Annotated in this window: 16 protein-coding genes; 11 read left to right on the top strand and 5 right to left on the bottom strand. The window is 69.2% G+C overall.

Annotation, left to right across the window (positions count from 1 at the left end; all coding sequences use genetic code 11):
* Positions 1-633: 633 nt before the first annotated feature.
* Entirely contained in the window at positions 634-867 is a 234-nt protein-coding gene (locus ACTWQC_RS03595; protein WP_443314021.1) for a DUF7848 domain-containing protein, read from the bottom strand.
* Between the two features lie 488 nt (positions 868-1355).
* Positions 1356-1901 carry an ATP-binding protein gene (locus ACTWQC_RS03590; RefSeq protein WP_443314020.1) on the bottom strand — a complete coding sequence of 182 codons (546 nt, stop codon included), beginning with the start codon at positions 1899-1901 and terminating at the stop codon, positions 1356-1358.
* A 512-nt stretch (positions 1902-2413) separates the two neighbouring features.
* Between ACTWQC_RS03590 and ACTWQC_RS03585 the strand changes: the two genes are divergently transcribed.
* A complete protein-coding gene (locus ACTWQC_RS03585; RefSeq protein ID WP_443314019.1) occupies positions 2414-3490 on the top strand; it encodes a sporulation protein in 1077 nt (358 codons plus the stop codon).
* Positions 3491-3497: 7 nt separating this feature from the next.
* On the opposite strand, the gene ACTWQC_RS03580 is transcribed toward ACTWQC_RS03585, so the two are convergent.
* Complete coding sequence (locus tag ACTWQC_RS03580) at positions 3498-4418, bottom strand: phosphotransferase enzyme family protein (protein ID WP_443314018.1); 921 nt, start codon at positions 4416-4418, stop codon at positions 3498-3500.
* Positions 4419-4688: 270 nt separating this feature from the next.
* Here ACTWQC_RS03580 and ACTWQC_RS03575 point away from each other — a divergent pair, with 270 nt between their 5' ends.
* From ACTWQC_RS03575 to ACTWQC_RS03530, 10 genes are all read left to right on the top strand, one after another.
* On the top strand, positions 4689-4922 hold the full coding sequence (locus tag ACTWQC_RS03575; protein ID WP_443314017.1) for a hypothetical protein: 234 nt from the start codon (positions 4689-4691) through the stop codon (positions 4920-4922).
* A 598-nt stretch (positions 4923-5520) separates the two neighbouring features.
* Positions 5521-6846: a Na+/H+ antiporter NhaA gene (nhaA, locus tag ACTWQC_RS03570; RefSeq protein ID WP_443314016.1), complete on the top strand. Its 1326-nt coding sequence runs from the start codon at positions 5521-5523 to the stop codon at positions 6844-6846.
* Between the two features lie 522 nt (positions 6847-7368).
* The gene (locus ACTWQC_RS03565) at positions 7369-8706 is read left to right on the top strand and encodes a cytochrome P450 family protein (protein WP_443314015.1); all 1338 of its coding nucleotides are present in this window, start codon (positions 7369-7371) and stop codon (positions 8704-8706) included.
* Positions 8707-8834: 128 nt separating this feature from the next.
* Positions 8835-9746, top strand: a complete 912-nt coding sequence (locus ACTWQC_RS03560) for a transglycosylase family protein (protein WP_443314014.1) — start codon at positions 8835-8837, stop codon at positions 9744-9746.
* A 195-nt stretch (positions 9747-9941) separates the two neighbouring features.
* A complete protein-coding gene (gene eno, locus ACTWQC_RS03555; RefSeq protein ID WP_443314013.1) occupies positions 9942-11222 on the top strand; it encodes a phosphopyruvate hydratase in 1281 nt (426 codons plus the stop codon).
* Between the two features lie 115 nt (positions 11223-11337).
* Positions 11338-11811, top strand: coding sequence for an FtsB family cell division protein (locus ACTWQC_RS03550; protein ID WP_443314012.1), 474 nt, complete (start codon positions 11338-11340; stop codon positions 11809-11811).
* Between the two features lie 84 nt (positions 11812-11895).
* On the top strand, positions 11896-12423 hold the full coding sequence (locus tag ACTWQC_RS03545; RefSeq protein ID WP_443314011.1) for a DUF501 domain-containing protein: 528 nt from the start codon (positions 11896-11898) through the stop codon (positions 12421-12423).
* 46 nt (positions 12424-12469) lie between these two features.
* On the top strand, positions 12470-13435 hold the full coding sequence (locus ACTWQC_RS03540; RefSeq protein WP_443314010.1) for a Ppx/GppA phosphatase family protein: 966 nt from the start codon (positions 12470-12472) through the stop codon (positions 13433-13435).
* Positions 13436-13790: 355 nt separating this feature from the next.
* Positions 13791-15164, top strand: coding sequence for an NAD(P)/FAD-dependent oxidoreductase (locus ACTWQC_RS03535; protein WP_443314009.1), 1374 nt, complete (start codon positions 13791-13793; stop codon positions 15162-15164).
* Positions 15165-15490: 326 nt separating this feature from the next.
* Positions 15491-16807 carry a class I SAM-dependent methyltransferase gene (locus ACTWQC_RS03530; RefSeq protein WP_443314198.1) on the top strand — a complete coding sequence of 439 codons (1317 nt, stop codon included), beginning with the start codon at positions 15491-15493 and terminating at the stop codon, positions 16805-16807.
* A gap of 88 nt (positions 16808-16895) precedes the next feature.
* On the opposite strand, the gene ACTWQC_RS03525 is transcribed toward ACTWQC_RS03530, so the two are convergent.
* Together ACTWQC_RS03525 and ACTWQC_RS03520 are read right to left on the bottom strand one after the other, a co-directional pair.
* Positions 16896-19436 carry an ABC transporter permease gene (locus tag ACTWQC_RS03525; RefSeq protein WP_443314008.1) on the bottom strand — a complete coding sequence of 847 codons (2541 nt, stop codon included), beginning with the start codon at positions 19434-19436 and terminating at the stop codon, positions 16896-16898.
* A 56-nt stretch (positions 19437-19492) separates the two neighbouring features.
* Positions 19493-20281, bottom strand: a complete 789-nt coding sequence (locus tag ACTWQC_RS03520; RefSeq protein ID WP_443314007.1) for an ABC transporter ATP-binding protein — start codon at positions 20279-20281, stop codon at positions 19493-19495.
* Positions 20282-20508 lie beyond the last annotated feature (227 nt).

Raw genomic sequence — 20508 nt, 5'->3', positions numbered from 1 at the left:
GTCGGCGAACGGCGCCTGCCCCGGTACCATTCGGCACCGGGGTTCTCAGCGAGGACTCCGGCCGGACCACCTCGGTTGCTGCCAGGCTCGGGGGTGGTCCGGTCTCGTATGTGTTTGTCTGCGACCCTGACCCGAATCGGTCGCCATGGGTTCGTACATGTGCGGTCCGGCCCCCTGCATCTCGGGGTGTCTCCAGAGAGCCGGACCGCTTCGGCAACGAAGGGTTGACGGTCCGTTGCCGCTCCCTAACACGCCACACATCGGCAGACGGAGTGCCCCCAGCGGTGCTCCACCCACCTGGTCGCGTGATCCCGGGGAGTTGGAAGGGCGAGGGCTACCGCTGGCGTAATCGCGGCAGGCCCCGCCCAGCTCTCTACGGCGGACAGGGCCTCAACCGCGCCTCACGATGCCGCCTGATCGCCTCATACAGACCGCCCCGGCTGACGCCGAACCGATCCGCGATCTCCTCATGCCGGACCCCTTGGGCGCGTAGCTCGCCGTACTTGGCCAGCTGCTCGGCGCTAACTGCGACGTCGTGCAGCCGTACCCGCACCCCGTGCGCAGCCAGTAGCGACAGGGCCCGCGCACGGGTGAGCCCATACCGGCCCGCAACCCAGAGCCTTTCGCCGCCGCTCACTGGACGCTCACCATCTCGGCCCGGAAGAACGAAGTGATGATGCCTCGGAAGCCCGTGTGCCCCGTACTGCCCGCATGCCGCAGACACCAGGTCTCCGGGCCCTCCTTCGCATCCGCCGCCCCTGAGGACTCACCACACGTCGTGCACTCCGACTCGAAGATCGGTCCACTGCCCGACAGGTCCGCACTCAGCGACCAGTCAGCGAACCTGATCACTGACCTCGCCGCCATCACCGGGCCCCCCGACGACCCCGCCGCACGCTGCGATCCACGGCGACAGTGTCCGTCGCACGAACGCGCAGTCCAGGACCTGATTTGAACACCAGCACCACGGCCGGACCGCCCGAGCCGCGGCGGTCAGAGCGAACTGCCTTCACTTCGCGGAAGCCGCCGCGCGCACTCACCTTGTCTCCGCTCCGCACCTTCAGCGCACGGACACGGTCCCGATCACGAGCCATCCCAATCCCCAATTCCGCAGCGAGCCGTCACGCCGACCCACACAAATCTGTTGAACTCTGACCAGCGCGTACGCCCCATCTCTCGAAGCTGCGCAGGTCTCGGGCAGCCTCCCGGTCGTGGCAGGGGACCCCAGCAAGCCGGGAGGCTGCCCACCGCTCGGAGGTCTTCCTGATCTCCAGCGGCCCCCGGAGTCGTCTCCCTCCCCCTTCATTGCGAAAGGGTGGGGCTGCCTATGACGTCTCCGGAGTTCTTGACACCGATCAGGCGTACGCCCTCCCGGCCAGGTCGAAGCGACAGAAGACGCTCTTCCCTCCGGACTCACGAGGCGCCCACCACACCGCATCGGCGAGGCTCTGAACGATGGGCAACCCACGTCCGCTGTCTGCCAGCAACGCCTCCGGCAGCTCCCCGGACAGTTCGGGATCAAGGAACTCCCCAACGGGGAGCGTCGGCGGCGTGGAATCCTCATCGCCGACCTCCACGAACAGCCACTTCGGCCAGGCCCGGAAGGCGATTGCCACGCGACGCGCACCGCCAGGCTGCGCAAGCCAGTTGTCCGGTACGGCGTGATGGACAGCGTTGCCGACCAGTTCCGAGACGCACAGCGCCACATCGTCAGCGGGAAGCTCCAGAGCCCAGTCCCGAAGGATGTCCGCTGCCATCCGGCGCGCGACACGAGCTGAGTCGGACGAGTCCGCGAGCAGCGTTATCGCGCGGAACCGGTCAGCAGTGGAGAAGATCGCCGCTTCCATGGGGGCAAGGTGATCCGACCGCTTCGGTAGCGCTCGCATCTCGTGCGCGTCCATCGCCGTCCCCTTCATCCATCAGCGGAGTGGCGCTCCGCCGTCGTGAGATGTCCAGTGAACGGCGCAGGCGTGCAAGTCGGGAGTGTTCATAGGGGGGTTCGCGTGTACACCGGAGGGTTCACGGATTCCCAAGGGGGGTTCACCCACGAACCCCCATCCCGCCAAGTCCTGTGACACGATGAACACTTGAAGTCATCTCGGGGATGGCAAGGAGCATGACCAGAGAGCCGAACCACCGGCTGGCCGCTCTTATGGCTGAAGCTGGGGCATCGAACAAGGGACTAGCGAGGCGCGTCCAAGAGGTTGCGGCCCGACGTGGCGCGCCCCACGTACGGACAACGCATGTGGCCGTACAGCGATGGCTCGACGGCGGGGGCATCCGGCCACAGACAGCATCGTTCGTAGCCGAAGCGCTGAGCGCGAAGCTGCAGCGAAGGATCACACCAGCAGATATCGGATTCCCCTACGCGGCGCCAGCGGCCCCGGCAGTCAGGACCAGCTACGCAGCGTCGGTGCCCGAAGCCCTGGAAGTGCTAGACGGTCTGACACAGCACACCATCGACAACGGGCAGTCCTCAGAACTCCTCCTGTCTGAGGGGGAAGTGGACTCTTCCGTCCTTTCATGGCTCGTCTCCCGCCCCGACGGACTACCGGCCGACACTTCCGCGCCGCGCCGCGTGGGAATGCGGGATGTTGCGGCAATCCGTACCTTCAGTCAGATGTTTATGCGTCTCGACTTCCTGTACGGCGGAGGCCACGGACACAGGGCACTGCGGCACTACTTCCGTCAGGAGGTTCTGCCACTGCTGAAAGCCAGTTACAGCGCGAAAGTGGGGAGCGCCCTGTTCGAAGCTGCGGCAGAGATCTCCCAACTTCTCGGCTGGACCGCGTACGACACAGGAAACCACGCCCTCGCGAACCGCTACCTGCTCTCGACTCTCCGCCTCACGCAGGTCGCAGACGACCGGATGATGGGCGCGCGCATTCTGACCAACATGAGCCACCAAGCCAACTACCTTGGCGACATTTCGCGGGCAACTCGATTGGCTCGCGCCTCAACCGAGGGCGGCAAGGGCCACGCGACTCCACGGGCCATGGCACTATTCGCCGCCCACGAGGCCCGAGCGCTGTCTTCCGCCCAAGACCGCAAAGGCGCGACCCGCGCGATGAGCGAGGCAGAGAAGTATTTCGAGCGGGCAGAGACAGCGGACGATCCGGAGTGGTTGTCCTACATGGACGAGGCGGAGCTCGTCGGCGAGTTCTGCCACTGCCTCCGTGATCTGAAGTTGGGCTCCGAATCTGTGCGGTTCGCCGAGCGAGCCGTTGCTCTCACTGATCCACAGTACGCGCGCACGCTTGGCTTCTGCCGCATGGTTCTTGCGCAGAGCCAGCTTCTGAACGGTGAGCTGGAGGCGGCAGTCACCACGGCCGGCCTCGCCGTCGCAGGAGGCGACGCACTCCAGTCCGCCCGGTTTCAGCGATACGTGGCCGACTTCCAACGAGAGGTCTCAGTGCACGCGGGTAACCCTGCTGTCCGGGATTTCAACGAGCAGGTTCGCGACGCAATGACCCAGCTGGACGACGAGTAGCCCAGTATCAGCCCGGCTGCCAGTTCCGCGGCGCATCGTCATCGCGCAGCGAGGCGATACGTCGGGCGTACTCTTGGGCCACCTCAGGACTCTCGGCAATGTTCTGCATCAGCCACGTGGTCATCTTGAATTCCTGGATCGCTCGCAGTGTCGCGAACCCAGGCCAGTCCCGCAGATCACGGCCGTACGCGCCAACGAATGCCGCGTATTGCTCTGGCGTCTGCCACCCCAGACTGTCGTGTTCGGTGGCGGTAACCATCAGGTCCCACTCAGGATGATCAAAACAGAAGCTCTCGAAGTCGATCAGGATCACTTGACCACGTCGATCAACCATGAGGTTCTGCACGTGGGCATCACCATGGACAGGACCCTTCGCTGAGTCGAAGCGCAGTTTAGCGAACCGATCACGGAGTTCCCGCCCACGCTTCCGCAGGAACTCCCGATCGTCCTCCGGTATTCCGGCAACCTTCTCAATGCGCAGATCAACGCGACCGAAGACGGCATACGGCGGCAGGTCCAGCCCATCCGGGCGCCCCAGGGCGTGCAGGTCCCGCAGGATCGCGCCCAACTCCCCGTAAGTCGCCTTTCGGTCGCCCTCGTCGATCAAGTGCCAGAAGGTCACCGGATGGCCATCCACGATCATGGGCTGTTCCACGTCGTCCACGACGCGCGCAGCGGGGAAGCCCTCTCGCGCCAGCCAGCGCGACACCTCCACCTCGCCGTGGACCGATGGCAGATATTCCGACGACCTGGCAATGCGAACGATCACCGGGTGTGCCGCTAGCCGGAACAGCGCGTTCTCACCGAAGCGGATCAAGGTCGCCCCATCGCTGGAGAACCCGGCCGTCCGGCACGCCGTCGCCATCAGCTGATCAGCCCCTTCCGACGTGAACCCCTCTTCCGCTTCCCGACCCGCGTGAGACGGCATGCCGGTACCCACTCCCCTTGTTTGCACGATCAGCGGCAGCGAGCCGCCCTAGGCAGTGAGCAGCGCGCAGCAGTCAGGAGAGACCGTACCCACGGAAAGAAGACCTCGACGAGGCCAGGTGTTGAGCAGATCCACCGGACCCGGCAGGCGGTAGACCGGCGCGCGTTTGTTGGCCGCGGTCATCGTCGTCGCCAGTGTGGTCGCTCGCCTGGGGGCCGCTCTCGTCGGGGCCGCGCTGTCGGCGGCGATATGGCCCTGGGGAGATCGCCGTTGGTGATCATGGCAGCCTTTGGCGCGGCCGCGCCGTCAGCGGTTGCCGGGTTCGGCGGCGGGGTGCTGGTGCTGCCGGTATTCGCTGCGATCTTCGGTACGCGGGGCGCGGTGGCGATCATGACCGTGACCCAGCCGGCCAGCAACGGTAGCCGGGTGTGGTTCAACCGGCCGAGATCGTCCGGCGTGTGGTGGGCATCTTCGGCCTTGAGGCTTGTCTTTGAAAGCTGGTAATTGTCTCGGCCTGCTTGGATGATCGGCAGTGTGGGGTCACGCGCGGGTGAATGGATGCGGGCGCTCAGGGGACGGTGGGAGGGGCCCATGGAGTGGGTCGTTGGAGTTGGCATGCTCGGGGGCTTGCTGCTGATTGTCTTGGGGACGGCGTCGATACGCACAGGCTGGACGCTGCCCTGGGCGGGCCACCGCGTCACTCGGTCCTCGGTCTACGGACTCGGAGCACTGCTCGTGGGCGCGCCCTGCGTAATACAGGGTCTGTTCTACTTCCGAATCGCGCCAACCCTGTCCTGGGAGATCCGCTTCTTTGGCGTGACCGCCCTTATGTTCTCCGGGCTGGCCCTCATGGGAGTCGGTCAGATGCCCCCGTTGCGCAGTAGGGGCTGAGTGCGTGCTGTCGGCCTCGGGCCATCGTTGTTCATCGACGCCCAGCGGCGGCCTGTGGGGTGCCGGTGTGCGGGTCAGGCGCTGGGCCGCCGAGAGCTGTTGCGGATAGGGTGTAAAGAACGCGTCAAGAGGCGCGGGGTGTGCCGGGAAGTCTGGTCGGCATCGAAGGGGCCCGTGTGCCCGTGTGTCGATGCCCCGGAGGTTCCTCCCGATGTGTTCTGCCCCGCGTGAGCGTTCCGTATTCCTGGGGCTGCTGCCCTGGCCGGAGCGCGTGCAGGTGGCCCGGGCCCTGAGGGCGGAGACTGTCGGCGGTCTGGTGCTGCTCGCTGCCGCTGTGGTGGCCCTGGTGTGGGCGAATACCCCCTGGAGCGGCAGCTACGAGGCACTGCGCGATTTCCACTTCGGCATGCCCGCGCTCGGGCTGGATCTGTCGGTGGAGCACTGGGCTGCCGACGGGCTGCTCACCATCTTCTTCCTGGTCGCCGGGATCGAGCTCAAGCGGGAGTTGGTGGCCGGCGGGCTGCGTACCACGGCCACGGCGGCCCTGCCAGTGGTCGCCGCAGTGTGCGGCATGGTGGTGCCCGCAGCGATCTATCTGACGACGGTCACGGTCGGCGGCGGGCGTGCTGGGGGCTGGGCGGTGCCGATGGCCACTGACATTGCCTTCGCCCTGGCCGTGCTGGCTGTGCTCAGTACCCACCTGCCCACCGCTCTGCGGGCCTTCCTGCTGACCCTGGCGGTCGTCGACGATCTGGGCGCGATCCTGGTCATCGCGGTGTTCTTCACCAGCGATCTGAACCCGGCCGCCCTCGCAGGAGCGTTCGCCGGGCTGGTCGTGTTCTACCTGCTGCAGCGGTTCCGGGTGCGTGGCTGGTGGTGGTACGTGCCGCTGGGCGTGGCCATCTGGGGGCTGATGTACAACGGCGGGGTGCACGCCACCGTGGCCGGGGTGGCGATGGGCCTGATCCTGCGCACGGCCCGCGACCAGGACACGGGGGAGGATGCCTCGCCCGGGGAGCGAGCCGAGCACCTTCTGCGGCCGGTCTCGGCAGGTGTCGCCGTGCCGCTGTTCGCCCTGTTCGCTGCCGGGGTGAGCGTCTCGGCCCCCGTGCTGGGCGAGGTGTTCACCCGCCCGGAGCCGCTGGGCGTGGTGCTGGGCCTGGTCATCGGCAAGACGGTGGGGATCTTCGCCGGAACCTACCTCGCCGCCCGTTTCACCCGGGCCCAGCTCAACCCGGACCTGGCTTGGGCCGACGTCTTCGCCCTCGCGGTGCTGGCCGGGATCGGGTTCACCATCGCCCTGCTGATCGGCGAGGTGGCCTTCCCTGACCCGGCCGACGTCGGTCACATCAAGGCCGCCGTCCTGCTCGGCTCACTGCTCGCCGCGGGCCTGGCCGCCCTGCTGGTCAAACGCCGTAACGGCATCTACCGCAGCCTGTGGGAGGCGGAGAACCGCGACGAGGACGCCGACGGCATCCCCGACGTCTACAAGCACAGCGCGGGCGGCCCCGCGTCGGGCCCCACCCGCAACGACTGAAACGGGGTGGTGATCAGGACCGCAGCGGCAGAGTTCCGGCACCCGGGCAGCGCACGGCAGCAGTGAGCGGCGCTCCCACCTGGGCGGTGGGAAAGGATCTTCGGGTGCGCGGGAAACGATCTTCTATGGCTCACGGTAGTGCCTGACAGCGCATTTCGTCGGTGCCCCCAGACATGAAGGACGACGAGACCCAGGCCGCCGAGCCGGTCGAGGACAAGTCGGTGAACGAGGTCGTCGAGCGGCTCAGCCTCACGACTCGTGCGCCGCCAGCGAAGGGAGCTCGGCCAGGTAGCCGGGAGCGGCTGCCTGGCATCACTCGACAGGGGTGGCTCCCGTCTCATTGCCGATCACGGACCTGCGTAGATGTACATCGCCTCCACGGACGGAGCGCCGTGGCTCCCATTGGTGTTGCCCGAGTGGCTCCCGCTCCCCCTGCCGAAAACAGACCAGAGGGTTCCCGTGAGAAAACCGCGAAGGCCGAGGAGTGTCCCGACCCTGGAGACGGCCGGTTACGGTCGAAGTGTGCATGACGCCTCCACTGCCCCCACCCCGCCCGAGCTCTTCACCTGGGAGTTCGCCGCCGACCCGTACCCCGCGTACGCCTGGCTGCGCGAGCACTCCCCGGTGCACTGGACGACACTGCCCAGCGGCGTGAACGCCTGGCTCGTCACCCGGTACGGAGACGCCCGGCAGGCTCTGGCGGACCCCCGGCTGTCGAAGAACCCTGCACGTCATCGCGAGCGCTCGGATAACGATGAGATGACATGTAGGTCAGCCAAGTCGGCCCACGCCAAGGGAAAGGTCGGCATTCCCGGCGAGCGCAGCGCCGAGCTGATGACGCATCTGCTGAACATCGACCCGCCCGACCACACCCGCCTGCGCCGCCTCGTATCGAAGGCGTTCACACCGCGCCGGGTCGCGGAGTTCGCGCCGCGCGTGCAGCAGCTGACCGACCGGCTGATCGACGCCTTCGCGGAGCGGGGCGAAGCCGATCTCATCCATGAGTTCGCCTTTCCCCTGCCCATTTACGCGATCTGCGACATGCTGGGCGTTCCCGCCGAGGACCAGGACGACTTCCGCGACTGGGCGGGCATGATGCTGCGACATTCCGGGGGACGACCCCCGGGCACCCGAGGAGGCCACGGCGGCGGACCGCGCGGCGGGGTGGCCCGCTCGGTGAAGAAGATGCGCGGCTATCTCGCCGAGCTGATCCACCGCAAGCGCGCCGACCTCGGCGACGACCTGATCTCCGGACTGATCCGGGCCAGTGATCACGGCGAGCACCTGACCGAGGGCGAGGCCGCGGCGATGGCGTTCATCCTGCTGTTCGCCGGGTTCGAGACGACGGTCAATCTGATCGGGAACGGGACGTACGCGCTGCTGCGCAACCCGGAGCAGCGGGAGCGGCTCCACAAGGCCCTCGTCGCGGGCGACGAGACGCTCCTCGCGACCGGAGTCGAGGAACTGCTGCGCTACGACGGGCCGGTGGAGCTCGCCACCTGGCGGTTCGCCACCGAGCCCCTCACCATCGGCGGGCAGCGCATCGCCACCGGCGACCCCGTACTCGTCGTCCTCGCCGCCGCCGACCGCGACCCCGACCGCTTCGCGGACCCCGACACACTCGACCTCGCCCGGCGCGACAACCAGCACCTGGGATACGGCCACGGCATCCACTACTGCCTGGGTGCACCGCTCGCCCGACTGGAGGCGCAGGCGGCCCTCGCCACGCTCCTCCGCCGCCTTCCCGACCTGCGACTCGCGGTGGAACCTGCCGATTTGCGCTGGCGCGGCGGGCTCATCATGCGTGGATTGCGCACGCTTCCTGTGGAGTTCAGCGCCGTTCGGCCCCATGAAAGGTGAGCGGCGTTCAATTTCGTGATCTTCGCGTGATCTCCACTACATCGACTTGTGACAGCAGTTCGGTCTCGCTACTTTCATGCCGCAGCTCATGCACCTCTCGCACCACCTGTCGCACGAAAGGCAACCGCATGCGTTCCGGGACCGGTCGGCACCGCCGCCCCCGTCAAGCTCCGGCCATCTTCGTCGCAGCGGGGGTGACCGGCTCGGCGATCGCCATGCCGCTGCTGGCCGCGAGCGGCGCTCAGGCCGCGGACACCGACACCTGGGACCGGGTCGCGCAGTGCGAGAGCGGCGGCATGTGGAGCGCCGACACCGGCAACGGCTATTTCGGCGGGCTGCAGTTCACCCAGGAGACCTGGGAGCAGTACGGCGGCCGCGACTACGCGCCGAGCGCCGACCTCGCCAGCCGCGCCCAGCAGATATCCGTCGCCGAGAAGGTGCTCGCCGCCGAGGGCCCCGAGGCGTGGCCCAACTGCGCGACGAACGCGGGGCTCACCGAGGACGGCGCCGACCCGGACGTGAACCCCGGTATCGATCTCCCGGGGACGGTCGACTCCCTCGTGCCCGACTCCGGGGACCAGGCGCCCACCGACGGTCCGGACGAGGCCGACGGCACGAGCGGCAGCGGCTCGGACGGCCGTACGGAGGACCGTACGGGCGGCAGTGCGGACTCCGGCGAGCCTTCCGGGGGCTCGTACGAGAAGCCCGACGGGTCCGGCGCCTCCGCCCCGGCCGACGGCTCGGGCGCCGGCAAGCACCGCGGCAAGCCCGCGGACGAGGAACTCCAGGACGGCAGGGGCGGCGACGCCGGTGCGGGCGCCGAGGGCCGCGAGGATGAGGGGCACGCCTCCCGCGGCGGCGACTCCGGCCGCGCCGGGAAGGGCGGCGACTACACCGTCCGGCCGGGCGACAGCCTGTCGGAGATCGCCGAAGAGCACTCGCTCGACGGGGGCTGGCCCGAGCTGTACGAGACGAACGAGGCGGTCGTGGGCGGCGACCCGGACCTGATCCACCCGGGCCAGCAGCTGCAGCTGAGCTGAGTCCCGCCCGTACGAGCCCGCGCTCAAGGCCCCCAAAGGCCCGCTTTGCGGACCTTTGGGGGCCTTTTCGTCTCGCCGGGCGGGCGAAGGCCAACCGATGCCCCTGGGGCGGTTAGGCTCGTGCCGCAGAGACAGCGATCCACAGAGATCCACAGTCCCTGCGATTCCAGCGTCACATCCCAGAAGGAGATGCTCGTGCCGTCCATCGACGTCGTCGTAGCCCGGGAGATCCTCGACTCGCGAGGCAACCCCACCGTCGAGGTCGAGGTCGGCCTCGACGACGGCAGCACCGGTCGTGCCGCCGTCCCCTCCGGTGCCTCCACCGGAGCGTTCGAGGCCCTCGAGCTCCGCGACGGTGACAAGAACCGCTACGGCGGCAAGGGCGTGGAGAAGGCCGTGCTCGCCGTCATCGAGCAGATCGGCCCGGAGCTCGTCGGGTACGACGCCACCGAGCAGCGGCTGATCGACCAGGCGATGTTCGACCTGGACGCCACCCCGGACAAGTCCTCGCTCGGCGCCAACGCCATCCTCGGCGTCTCGCTCGCCGTCGCGCACGCCGCCTCCGAGGCGTCCGACCTGCCGCTCTTCCGCTACCTCGGCGGACCGAACGCCCACCTGCTGCCGGTCCCGATGATGAACATCCTCAACGGCGGCTCGCACGCCGACTCCAATGTGGACATCCAGGAGTTCATGATCGCGCCCGTGGGCGCGGAGTCCTTCTCCGAGGCCCTGCGCTGGGGCGCCGAGGTCTACCACACCCTGAAGTCCGTCCTGAAGGAGCGGGGCCTGTCCACCGGCCTCGGCGACGAGGGCGGCTTCGCCCCGAACCTCGACTCCAACCGCGACGCCCTCGACCTGATCGTCGAGGCCATCAGGAAGGCCGGTTTCCAGCCCGGCCAGGACATCGCGCTCGCGCTCGACGTCGCCGCCACCGAGTTCTACAAGGACGGCTCCTACGAGTTCGAGGGCAAGTCCCGCAGCGCCGCCGAGATGACCGCGTACTACGCCGAGCTGGTCGAGGCGTACCCGCTGGTCTCCATCGAGGACCCGCTGAACGAGGAGGACTGGGACGGCTGGAAGACCATCACCGAGCAGCTCGGTGACAAGGTCCAGCTGGTCGGCGACGACCTGTTCGTCACCAACCCGGAGCGCCTCGCCCGCGGCATCGAGAACAACACGGCCAACGCCCTGCTGGTCAAGGTCAACCAGATCGGCTCCCTGACCGAGACCCTCGACGCCGTCGAGCTCGCCCAGCGCAACGGCTTCAAGTGCATGATGTCCCACCGCTCCGGCGAGACCGAGGACGTCACCATCGCCGACCTGGCCGTCGCCACCAACTGCGGCCAGATCAAGACCGGCGCCCCTGCCCGCTCCGAGCGCGTCGCCAAGTACAACCAGCTGCTGCGCATCGAGGAGATCCTCGACGACGCGGCGGTGTACGCGGGCCGCAGCGCGTTCCCCCGCTTCAAGGGCTGAGCCGCACGGGCTGAGCCCCGCGGCTGAGTTCAAAGGCAGCCAGTCCTTCGTACGTCCCCGGCGGCGGTCCCGTACCGTGGCCGGGGACGTACGTTCGTGACAGCAGGGAGGCGACGTGGGCGCGGACCGGGAGCGATTCTCCACCGCGACCAGGCTCAAGGCGCTCGGCGAGCAGGCGGCCGCCCGGGTCTACCGGGCCCAGGCCCGCAGAGCCCCGCGCCGCAGCCGGCTCACCGGCCGCGCCGCGCTGCTCGCGCTCGTCGTCTGCTCGCTCGTCGTCGCCCTCGCCTACCCCATGCGGCAGTGGGTGTCCCAGCGCTCGGAGATCGCCGAGCAGCAGCGGCAGGCCGAGCAGGCGCGCAAGGCGGTGGAGAAGCTGCGCGACGAGAAGGCGCGCTGGCAGGACCCGGCGTACGTGGAGCGGCAGGCGCGCGAGCACCTGCACTTCATAAGGCCGGGCGAGACCGGCTACACCGTGGTCGACGGCAGTACGTACGACAGCAGCCGCCCCAAGGGACAGGGCAGGGCCGACCGCGCCTGGTACAGCAACCTCTGGGACGGCGTCGACCGCGTCGACGCCCGCGACTGAGCCAGGTCCGCTCCCGGCCGACAACCGACCCGAACCGCCTCCTGACCGAACCGATCCGAGCCGAAGAAGAGAACCCCCGCAGGCATGGAAACGCCCCCTCCCCAGACCGACCCCACCCCGCCCACCGACGCCGACATCGAGGCGATCGGCGAGCAGCTGGGCCGCGTGCCGCGCGGGCTGCGCGCCATCGCGCACCGCTGCCCCTGCGGGCTGCCCGACGTGGTGGAGACCGCGCCGCGCCTGGAGGACGGCACTCCCTTCCCGACGCTCTACTACCTGACCTGCCCGCGCGCCGCCTCCGCCATCGGCACGCTGGAGGCGGACGGCGTCATGAAGGACATGACGGCCCGGCTCAAGGAGGACCCGGAGCTGGCCGCCGCGTACCGCGCCGCGCACGAGGACTACATCCGGCGCCGGGACGCCATCGAGGTGCTCGAGGGCTTCCCGAGCGCGGGCGGCATGCCGGACCGGGTGAAGTGCCTGCACGTCCTGGTCGGGCACTCCCTGGCCGCGGGCCCCGGGGTGAACCCCCTCGGGGACGAGGCCATCGCGATGCTGCCCGAGTGGTGGCGCAAGGGCCCCTGCGTGACCCCGTGCACCGGCGAAGCGTGATGTTCCCCGGCCCCGCCCCCGCCCCCCGACGATTGCAGGAGTGCGCATGACACGCGTCGCGGCCGTTGACTGCGGCACCAACTCGATCCGCCTGCTCGTGGCGGACGTCACTGTGCTCGATAGCGCCTCCGGCGCGGGCGCCACCGGCGATCTCAAGGAGCTCGACCGGCGGATGACGATCGTCCGCCTCGGCCAGGACGTCGACCGCACGGGGCGGCTCGCGCCCGAGGCGCTCGACCGCACCTTCGCCGCCTGCCGCGAGTTCGCGGAAGTCATCCGCGAACTCGGCGCCCACCGCACCCGGTTCGTCGCCACCTCCGCCTCCCGCGACGCCGAGAACCGCGAGGACTTCGTGCGCGGCGTGGTGGACATCCTCGGTGTCGAGCCGGAGGTGATCACCGGCGACCAGGAGGCGGAGTTCTCCTTCACCGGCGCCACCAAGGAGTTGGCAGGCCGGGACCACTTCGAGAAGCCGTATCTGGTGGTCGACATCGGCGGCGGCTCGACCGAGTTCGTCGTCGGGGACGACCACGTGCGGGCCGCGCGCTCCGTCGACATCGGCTGTGTCCGGATGACGGAGCGTCATCTCGTACGGGACGGGCACATCAGCGACCCCCCGACGCTCGGCCAGGTCACCGCCATAGAGGCGGACATCGCCGCGGCCCTGGACCTCGCCGAGGAGACCGTGCCGCTCTCCGAGGCGCGCACCCTCGTCGGGCTCGCCGGGTCCGTCACCACTGTCGCGGCCATCGCCCTCGGCCTCTCCGCCTACGACTCGGCCGCGATCCACCACTCGCGGATCTCCCTGGACCAGGTCCGGGAGATCACCGGGAACCTGCTGTCCTCGACGCACGCCGAGCGCGCCGCGATCCCGGTGATGCACCCGGGCCGGGTGGATGTGATCGCCGCGGGAGCCCTCGTTCTGCTGTCCGTCATGGAGCGGACCGGGGCCCGGGAGGTGGTCGTCAGCGAGCACGACATCCTCGACGGCATCGCCTGGAGCCTGGTCTGAGATGCCGTCCCGGGCCCCCGCCGAAAAAACTTCGTGAAACTCTTCACATGAAAAAGTGGGCCGATCGCGGCCTCGGAGGCTCCCAAAGCCCGGATCAACGGCCCGTCCGGCCGCCCAATCGCAGGGACGCGCCATTTCTGGGGTGTTGCGGCCCCGTGTACGGTGCCGGTGGTCCAGTCGTACGGCTGTCCACAAGGCCAGTTCAGGGGCCGTACTCGATGCCCTCCCCTATACCGTGGTTCCCCACCCGCGCTATGGCCTCGGTCACGGCGGCGGCGGAGTGTAGCAGAGGTGCCGGGGATGCTTGTGAAGGGGCTCACGAGCACCCCTATGGGGGGTGCTGGATACTCGAAACATGAGCACCACGGAGCGTCCCAGGATCCTCGTAGTAGGCGGTGGGTACGTAGGCCTGTACGCGGCGCGCCGCATCCTCAAGAAGATGCGGTACGGCGAGGCGACCGTCACGGTCGTCGATCCGCGCTCGTACATGACGTACCAGCCCTTCCTTCCCGAAGCCGCCGCCGGCAGCATCTCCCCTCGCCACGTCGTTGTCCCCCTGCGACGCGTGCTCCCCAAGGCGGAGGTCCTCACCGGCCGCGTCACCACCATCGACCAGGACCGCAAGGTGGCCACGATCGCGCCGCTCGTGGGCGAGGCCTACGAGCTGCCCTTCGACTACCTGGTCGTCGCCCTCGGCGCCGTCTCCCGCACCTTCCCGATCCCCGGCCTGGCCGAACAGGGCATCGGTATGAAGGGCGTGGAGGAGGCCATCGGCCTGCGCAACCACGTCCTCGAGCAGCTCGACAAGGCCGACTCGACCACCGATGAGAACGTCCGCCGCAAGGCGCTGACCTTCGTCTTCGTGGGCGGTGGCTTCGCCGGTGCGGAGACCATCGGCGAGGTCGAGGACATGGCGCGGGACGCCGCCAAGTACTACACGAACGTGAAGCGCGAGGACATGCGCTTCGTCCTCGTCGACGCCGCCGACAAGATCCTCCCGGAGGTCGGCCCCGAGCTCGGTACGTGGGGCCTGGAGCACCTCAAGAAGCGCGGCATCGAGGTCTACCTGAACACGTCGATGGAGTCGTGCGTCGACGGCCACGTGGTGCTCAAGAACGGGCTCGAGGTCGACTCCAGCACGATCGTGTGGACCGCGGGCGTCAAGCCGAACCCGGCGCTGGCCCGCTTCGGCCTGCCGCTCGGCCCGCGCGGCCACGTGGACGCGGAGCCCACGCTCCAGGTCAAGGGCACGGACTACATCTGGACCGCGGGCGACAACGCCCAGGTCCCGGATCTCGCCGCGGGCGAGGGCAAGTGGTGCGCGCCGAACGCCCAGCACGCGCTGCGCCAGGCCAGGATCCTCGGCGACAACGTGATCTCCGGCATGCGGGGCTTCCCGCAGCAGGAGTACAAGCACGCCAACAAGGGTGCGGTCGCCGGTCTCGGGCTGCACAAGGGCGTCGCGATGATCGTCCTGGGCAAGGCCAAGATCAAGCTCAAGGGCCGCCTCGCCTGGTACATGCACCGCGGCTACCACGGCCTCGCGGTCCCGACCTGGAACCGGAAGATCCGGGTCTTCGCGGACTGGGCGCTTGCGATGTTCCTCAAGCGCGAGGTCGTCTCGCTCGGCGCGATGGAGAAGCCGCGCGAGGAGTTCTACGAGGCCGCCCGCCCGGTCTCCGCAGCGCCGGCCCCGGCCGGCAAGTCGGAGAAGGCCAAGGCCGGCTGACCGCAGCCGAGGTCGTACTCACCTGATCCCGAAAGGGCGCCCGCCATCCGTGGTGCGGGCGCCCTTTCGGGTGTTTCCGGCCGGTCGGCGAGGCCGTTCCTCCGACCTGGCGCCGACCAGGCGAACTCCCGGCGTGGAGCGGCCTCCCCGGCGAGGTGAGGGGTGGTGCGGGCCCCTTTCCGGTGTTTCACCACCGCACCGTGGCGTATGGATATTTGCGGGTTTTACCGTTCTCTTACGTGAGAACTGGACTGCGAAACGTGTCCGTTGGGTTTACGTAGGTGAAGGTCCTCCCCGTCGATTCCGCCGTCATGGAGGTGTACGACATGGCCGAAGCCGCGCCGCGGCTCACCGCTCTTGCCGAGGAACTGCTGGGAGCCCCGCTCCCCGTCCGCATCCGCGCCTGGGACGGCAGCGAGGCAGGCCCGCCAGGCGCCCCCACCCTCGTCGTCCACAACCGCCGCGCCCTGCGCCGCCTGCTGTGGCGGCCCGGTGAGCTCGGCCTCGCCCGTGCCTGGGTCGCCGGCGAACTCGATATCGAGGGCGACGTGTACGAGGCGCTCGACCGGCTCGCCGGCCTCTTCTGGGAGCGCAATCCGGCTACCGGTAAGGGCCGGAGCGCCCTCACCACTGCCGCCGCCCTGCGCGACCCCGGGCTGCGCGCCGCCGCCCGCGAGCTGATCGCCCTCGCCGGTGCCGGCCTCCCGCCGGCCCCGCCCCGCGAAGAGGTGCGCCGCCGCCGCGGCGTCCTGCACAGCCCGCGCCGCGACAAGGCCGCCATCAGCCACCACTACAACGTCGGCAACGACTTCTACGAGCGCGTGCTCGGCCCGTCCATGGTCTACTCCTGCGCCTACTGGGAGGACGGGGCGACGCTCGAGGACGCCCAGCGCGCCAAGCTCGACCTCATCTGCCGCAAGCTCGCGCTGAAGCCGGGCGACCGGCTGCTGGACGTCGGCTGCGGCTGGGGCTCGATGGTGCTGCACGCGGCGCGCGAGTACGGCGCAGCGGCCGTCGGCATCACGCTCTCCACCGAGCAGGCCGCGTACGCCCGCAAGCGCATCGCCGACGAGGGCCTCACCGACAGGGTCGAGATCCGGGTCCAGGACTACCGCGACGTGCGCGACGGCCCGTACGAGGCGGTCTCCTCCATCGGCATGGCCGAGCACGTCGGCTCCGCCCAGTACCGGGAGTACGCGGCGAGCCTGCACTCCCTGCTGAAGCCCGGCGGGCGGCTGCTCAACCACCAGATCGCGCGGCGCCCGCTGGACCCGGGAAACGAAGAGAGCTACCACGTCGACGAGTTCATCGACGCGTACGTCTTCCCCGACGGGGAACTGGCGCCCGTCGGCACCACGGTCTCGCTCCTGGAGGAGGCCGGATTCGAGGTGCGCGACGTGGAGGCCATCCGCGAGCACTACGCGCTGACGCTGCGCCAGTGGGTGACGAACCTGGAGGCGGACTGGGCCGAGGCCGTGCGCTTCAGCTCCCCGGGCCGTGCCCGCGTCTGGAAGCTCTACATGGCCGCCTCCGCGGTCTCCTTCGAGCGGAACCGGATCGGCGTCAACCAGATCCTGGCCGTCCGCACCCCGGAGTCCGGCACGTCCGGAATCCCCCTTCGCACCAGGGACTGGCGGGGCTAGCCCTCCGTCCGCCCCACCGCAGTCATGACCCCGCCCGCCCGGGCGCACGGAGCCCGGGCGGGCGAGATCACGAATGGGCCCGGGGAGATCACTCCGCCTTGATGGCCTCCAGGGCGTTGAGCTTGGCCGCCCGCCGTGCCGGCCACAGCGCGGCCAGTACGCCGACAAGGCCCGCCAGGACCAGGAAGACCGCGATCCGGTCGAACGGGATCGTCATCGCGTATGTCGAGACCGACTTCGCGATGGACGTCCCGGCCGCCCAGGCGAGGAAGATTCCCAGGCCGATCCCCAGCACCGCGCCGAACAGCGAGATCACGACCGACTCGAGCCGGACCATCCGCTTGACCTTCGCCCGGTCGAGGCCGATCGCCCGCAGCATCCCGATCTCGTGCTTCCGCTCGAAGACCGACATGGCCAGGGTGTTGACCACCCCGAGCACCGCGATCAGCACGGCCATCGCCAGCAGCCCGTACAGCATGTTCAGCACCAGGTTGATCTGCTTGCCGATCTCGTCGCTGGTGGCCTGCTTGTCCTTGACCTCGATGGCCGGGTTCCCGCCCAGGGCCTTGACGAGGGTTTCCTCGGCCGCGTCGGACGCACCGCCCTTCATCTTCACCAGCACCTGCCGGTCCGTGACCTTGTCGAGGTGCTTGTCCACGACGGGGGTGGGGACGAAGAGGCCCTGGATCATGTCGTTGCCCTCATACACCCCGGCGACCTTCAGGGTCGTGGTCTTCCCGTCCTCGAACCTGAACGGGAAACTGTCGCCCGCCTTGAGGTTCTTGCGGTCGGCCGTCCTCTGGTCGACCAGCGCGCCGTTCCCCGTCAGGCCGTCGAACGAGCCGCTGCTGAACTCGAGGCCCAGCAGGTCGTCGATGGACTCCGGGTCCACGCCGGAGATCTCCGTGGCCACGCCGTCGGCCTCGCCGTACGCCGTGCGCAGCGGGCTGCTCGTCTCGACGTCGGGCAGTGTGTCCAGCTTCTTGCGCACGTCCGGGGACAGCGGGGTGAAGTTGGCCATGCTGACGGTGTAGTCGGACTTCAGGGAGCCCACGGCCATCTTGTTGATGGCGCCCTGCATGGAGGTGGCGAGCACCGTCATCGCGGTGATGAGGGTGAGGCCGATCATCAGCGCGGCGGCGGTGGCGGCCGTACGGCGCGGGTTACGGACCGCGTTCTGCCGGGCCAGCTTGCCCGAGACGCCGAAGCGGTGCAGCAGCGGGGCCGCGGCCGCGATGACCGGGCGGGACAGCAGCGGCGTGAGCACGATGACGCCGATGAGGATGGACAGCGCACCGCCCGCGAGGTACGTGTTCCCCGAGCCCGAGGCACCGTTGAAGAGCAGGGCCGTGCCGAGTGCGGTGATGGCCGAGCCGATGCTGTTGCGTACGACGAGGCTGCGGGTGGTGGGCGTGGCGTGCACGCTGTTCATCGCCGCGACCGGCGGGATCTTCGCCGCCCGCCGGCCGGGCAGCCACGCGGCGAGCATGGTCACGATGACGCCGACCAGCAGGGCGTAGACGCCGGTGCTCGGGGCGATGACGAGCGGGCCGTCGGGGAGCGAGGCGCCGAACGCGCCCAGGCCCGAGCGCATCCCGACGGCGATGCCGAGGCCGAGCACGAAGCCGGTCACCGAGGCCACCAGGCCGACGATGAGCGCCTCCAGGAGGACCGAGCGGGTCACCTGGCGGCGGGAGGCACCGACCGCGCGCAGCAGGGCCAGCTCCTTGGTGCGCTGCGCGACCAGCATGGTGAAGGTGTTGGCGATGATGAAGACGCCGACGAACAAGGCGATTCCGGCGAAGTACAGCAACACCTGGCCGAACTGCTTCGTCTGGTCGGCGATCTGCGCGGCCTGCTCGTCGGCCAGCACCTTGCCGGTCGTGACCTCGGTGTCCTTCGGCAGGATCTTCTCGGCCGCGGTCTTGAGCGCGGCGTCGGAGGTTCCGGGGGCGGCCTGGACGGTGATCTCGTGGTACTCGCCCCCGGTGCCGAGGACCTTGTGGGCGGTGGCGTTGTCGAAGAGGACGAGGCTGCCGCCGGCCGCGACGCTTCCGTCGTCGGTGTCGAAGACGCCGGTGATCTTCTGCTTCATCACCGGGCCGTCGGTGGACACGCGCGCGGTGTCGCCGGTCTTGTAGCCGGTGCGCTCGGCGGTGCGGCTGTCGATGGCGATCTCGTCGGCGGCCTTGGGAGCCCGGCCGTCGGTGAAGCTGTAGCGGTAGTCCTCGCCACCGGCGCCGGGGTAGTAGTTGGCGCCGCTGCTGCCCCAGCCCTGGCCGACCAGCTTGCCGTCCTTGTCGGCGAGCGCGGTGAAGCCGGAGATGGTTCCGGTCGCGGACTCGGCGCCCGGCAGGTCCTCGATCCTCTTCAGCAGCCGGTCGGTGAGTACGGGGTCCTGCTTCGCCTGCTGGCCGGTGTCGAACGGCTCGGCGTAGGAGTTGGTGGACTGGATGGCGACGGAGACCTTGTCGAAGCTCTTGGCCGACTTGTTCTTGAAGGCCTCGCCTATGGTGTCGGTGAAGACCAGCGTGCCGCAGACGAACGCGACGCCGAGCATGACGGCGAGCACGGTCATCAGCAGCCTGGCTTTGTGTGCGAGCACATTGCGCACGGCAGTACGGAACATGGGCTTGTGTCAGTCCTGGGAGATGGGGCCGGTGGTGGTCGGTCGTGCGCGCCGGCTCAGCTGGTCCGGCCCTTGGCGTCGAACGCCTTCAGACGGTCCAGGACGGCGTCGGCCGTCGGCCCGTACAGCTCGTCGACGATCCGGCCGTCGGCGAGGAAGACGACGCGATCCGCGTACGCCGCGGCGACCGGGTCGTGGGTGACCATCACGATGGTCTGGCCCAGCTCCCGGACCGAGTTGCGGAGGAAGCCCAGCACTTCGGCACCGGAGCGCGAGTCGAGGTTGCCGGTCGGCTCGTCCGCGAAGATGATCTCGGGTCGGCCCGCCAGCGCGCGGGCCACGGCCACGCGCTGCTGCTGACCGCCCGACAGCTCCGTCGGCCGGTGCTTCAGCCGCCCGGACAGGCCGACTGTGTCGATGACCTTCTCCAGCCACGCACGGTCGGGCTTACGGCCGGCGATGTCCATCGGCAAGGTGATGTTCTCCAGCGCGTTCAGCGTCGGCAATAGGTTGAATGCCTGGAAGATGAAGCCCACCTTGTCCCGGCGCAGACGGGTGAGCTGCTTGTCCTTCAGCGCCGTCAGCTCGGTCTCGCCGATGCGCGCGGAGCCCGAGGAGATCGAGTCGAGGCCCGCGACGCAGTGCATCAGCGTCGACTTGCCGGAGCCGGAAGGACCCATGATCGCGGTGAACTCGGCCTGCCGGAACTCGACGGACACGCTGTCCAGAGCGACCACCTGGGTCTCACCCTGGCCGTACACCTTCGTCAGGTCCGTGGCGCGGGCGGCCACCGCGGTGGTGGTGGCCCGGGCGGCGGTCGGGAAGCCGGTGGGGGAGAGGGGCACGGGTCTGTCTCCTGTCGGGACGTGGTCCGGATGGTCGGCTTCCATGGTGGTGGCCGGAATCCCCGTCAGGATCAGTCCACGTTCCCGTTCCCGGGGAAGCCCTGGGAGGTAGCCCGGCGCCGCCGGGTCCTACCTGGGGATGACGGCGGCCCTGGGGCACCCCTGAGAAGGGCGACGACTTTCCGTCATTCCGGGGCCCGTGCAGATGCACGTGCGCAACCGCCCAG

The sequence above is a fragment of the Streptomyces sp. 8N616 genome, assembly GCF_052246385.1.
Lineage (GTDB): Bacteria > Actinomycetota > Actinomycetes > Streptomycetales > Streptomycetaceae > Streptomyces.
Note: the sequence above shows the minus strand (reverse complement) of the source record. Positions and strands in the feature narration are given on the sequence as shown.

What these genes read in the sequence shown, in the direction of transcription:
- ACTWQC_RS03595 (WP_443314021.1), bottom strand. Translation starts at nt 867, where the DNA reads ATGGCGGCGAGGTCAGTGATCAGGTTCGCTGACTGGTCGCTGAGTGCG.
- ACTWQC_RS03590 (WP_443314020.1), bottom strand. Translation starts at nt 1,901, where the DNA reads ATGGACGCGCACGAGATGCGAGCGCTACCGAAGCGGTCGGATCACCTT.
- ACTWQC_RS03580 (WP_443314018.1), bottom strand. Translation starts at nt 4,418, where the DNA reads ATGCCGTCTCACGCGGGTCGGGAAGCGGAAGAGGGGTTCACGTCGGAA.
- nhaA (WP_443314016.1), top strand. Translation starts at nt 5,521, where the DNA reads ATGTGTTCTGCCCCGCGTGAGCGTTCCGTATTCCTGGGGCTGCTGCCC.
- ACTWQC_RS03560 (WP_443314014.1), top strand. Translation starts at nt 8,835, where the DNA reads ATGCGTTCCGGGACCGGTCGGCACCGCCGCCCCCGTCAAGCTCCGGCC.
- ACTWQC_RS03545 (WP_443314011.1), top strand. Translation starts at nt 11,896, where the DNA reads ATGGAAACGCCCCCTCCCCAGACCGACCCCACCCCGCCCACCGACGCC.
- ACTWQC_RS03540 (WP_443314010.1), top strand. Translation starts at nt 12,470, where the DNA reads ATGACACGCGTCGCGGCCGTTGACTGCGGCACCAACTCGATCCGCCTG.
- ACTWQC_RS03535 (WP_443314009.1), top strand. Translation starts at nt 13,791, where the DNA reads ATGAGCACCACGGAGCGTCCCAGGATCCTCGTAGTAGGCGGTGGGTAC.
- ACTWQC_RS03530 (WP_443314198.1), top strand. Translation starts at nt 15,491, where the DNA reads ATGGCCGAAGCCGCGCCGCGGCTCACCGCTCTTGCCGAGGAACTGCTG.
- ACTWQC_RS03525 (WP_443314008.1), bottom strand. Translation starts at nt 19,436, where the DNA reads ATGTTCCGTACTGCCGTGCGCAATGTGCTCGCACACAAAGCCAGGCTG.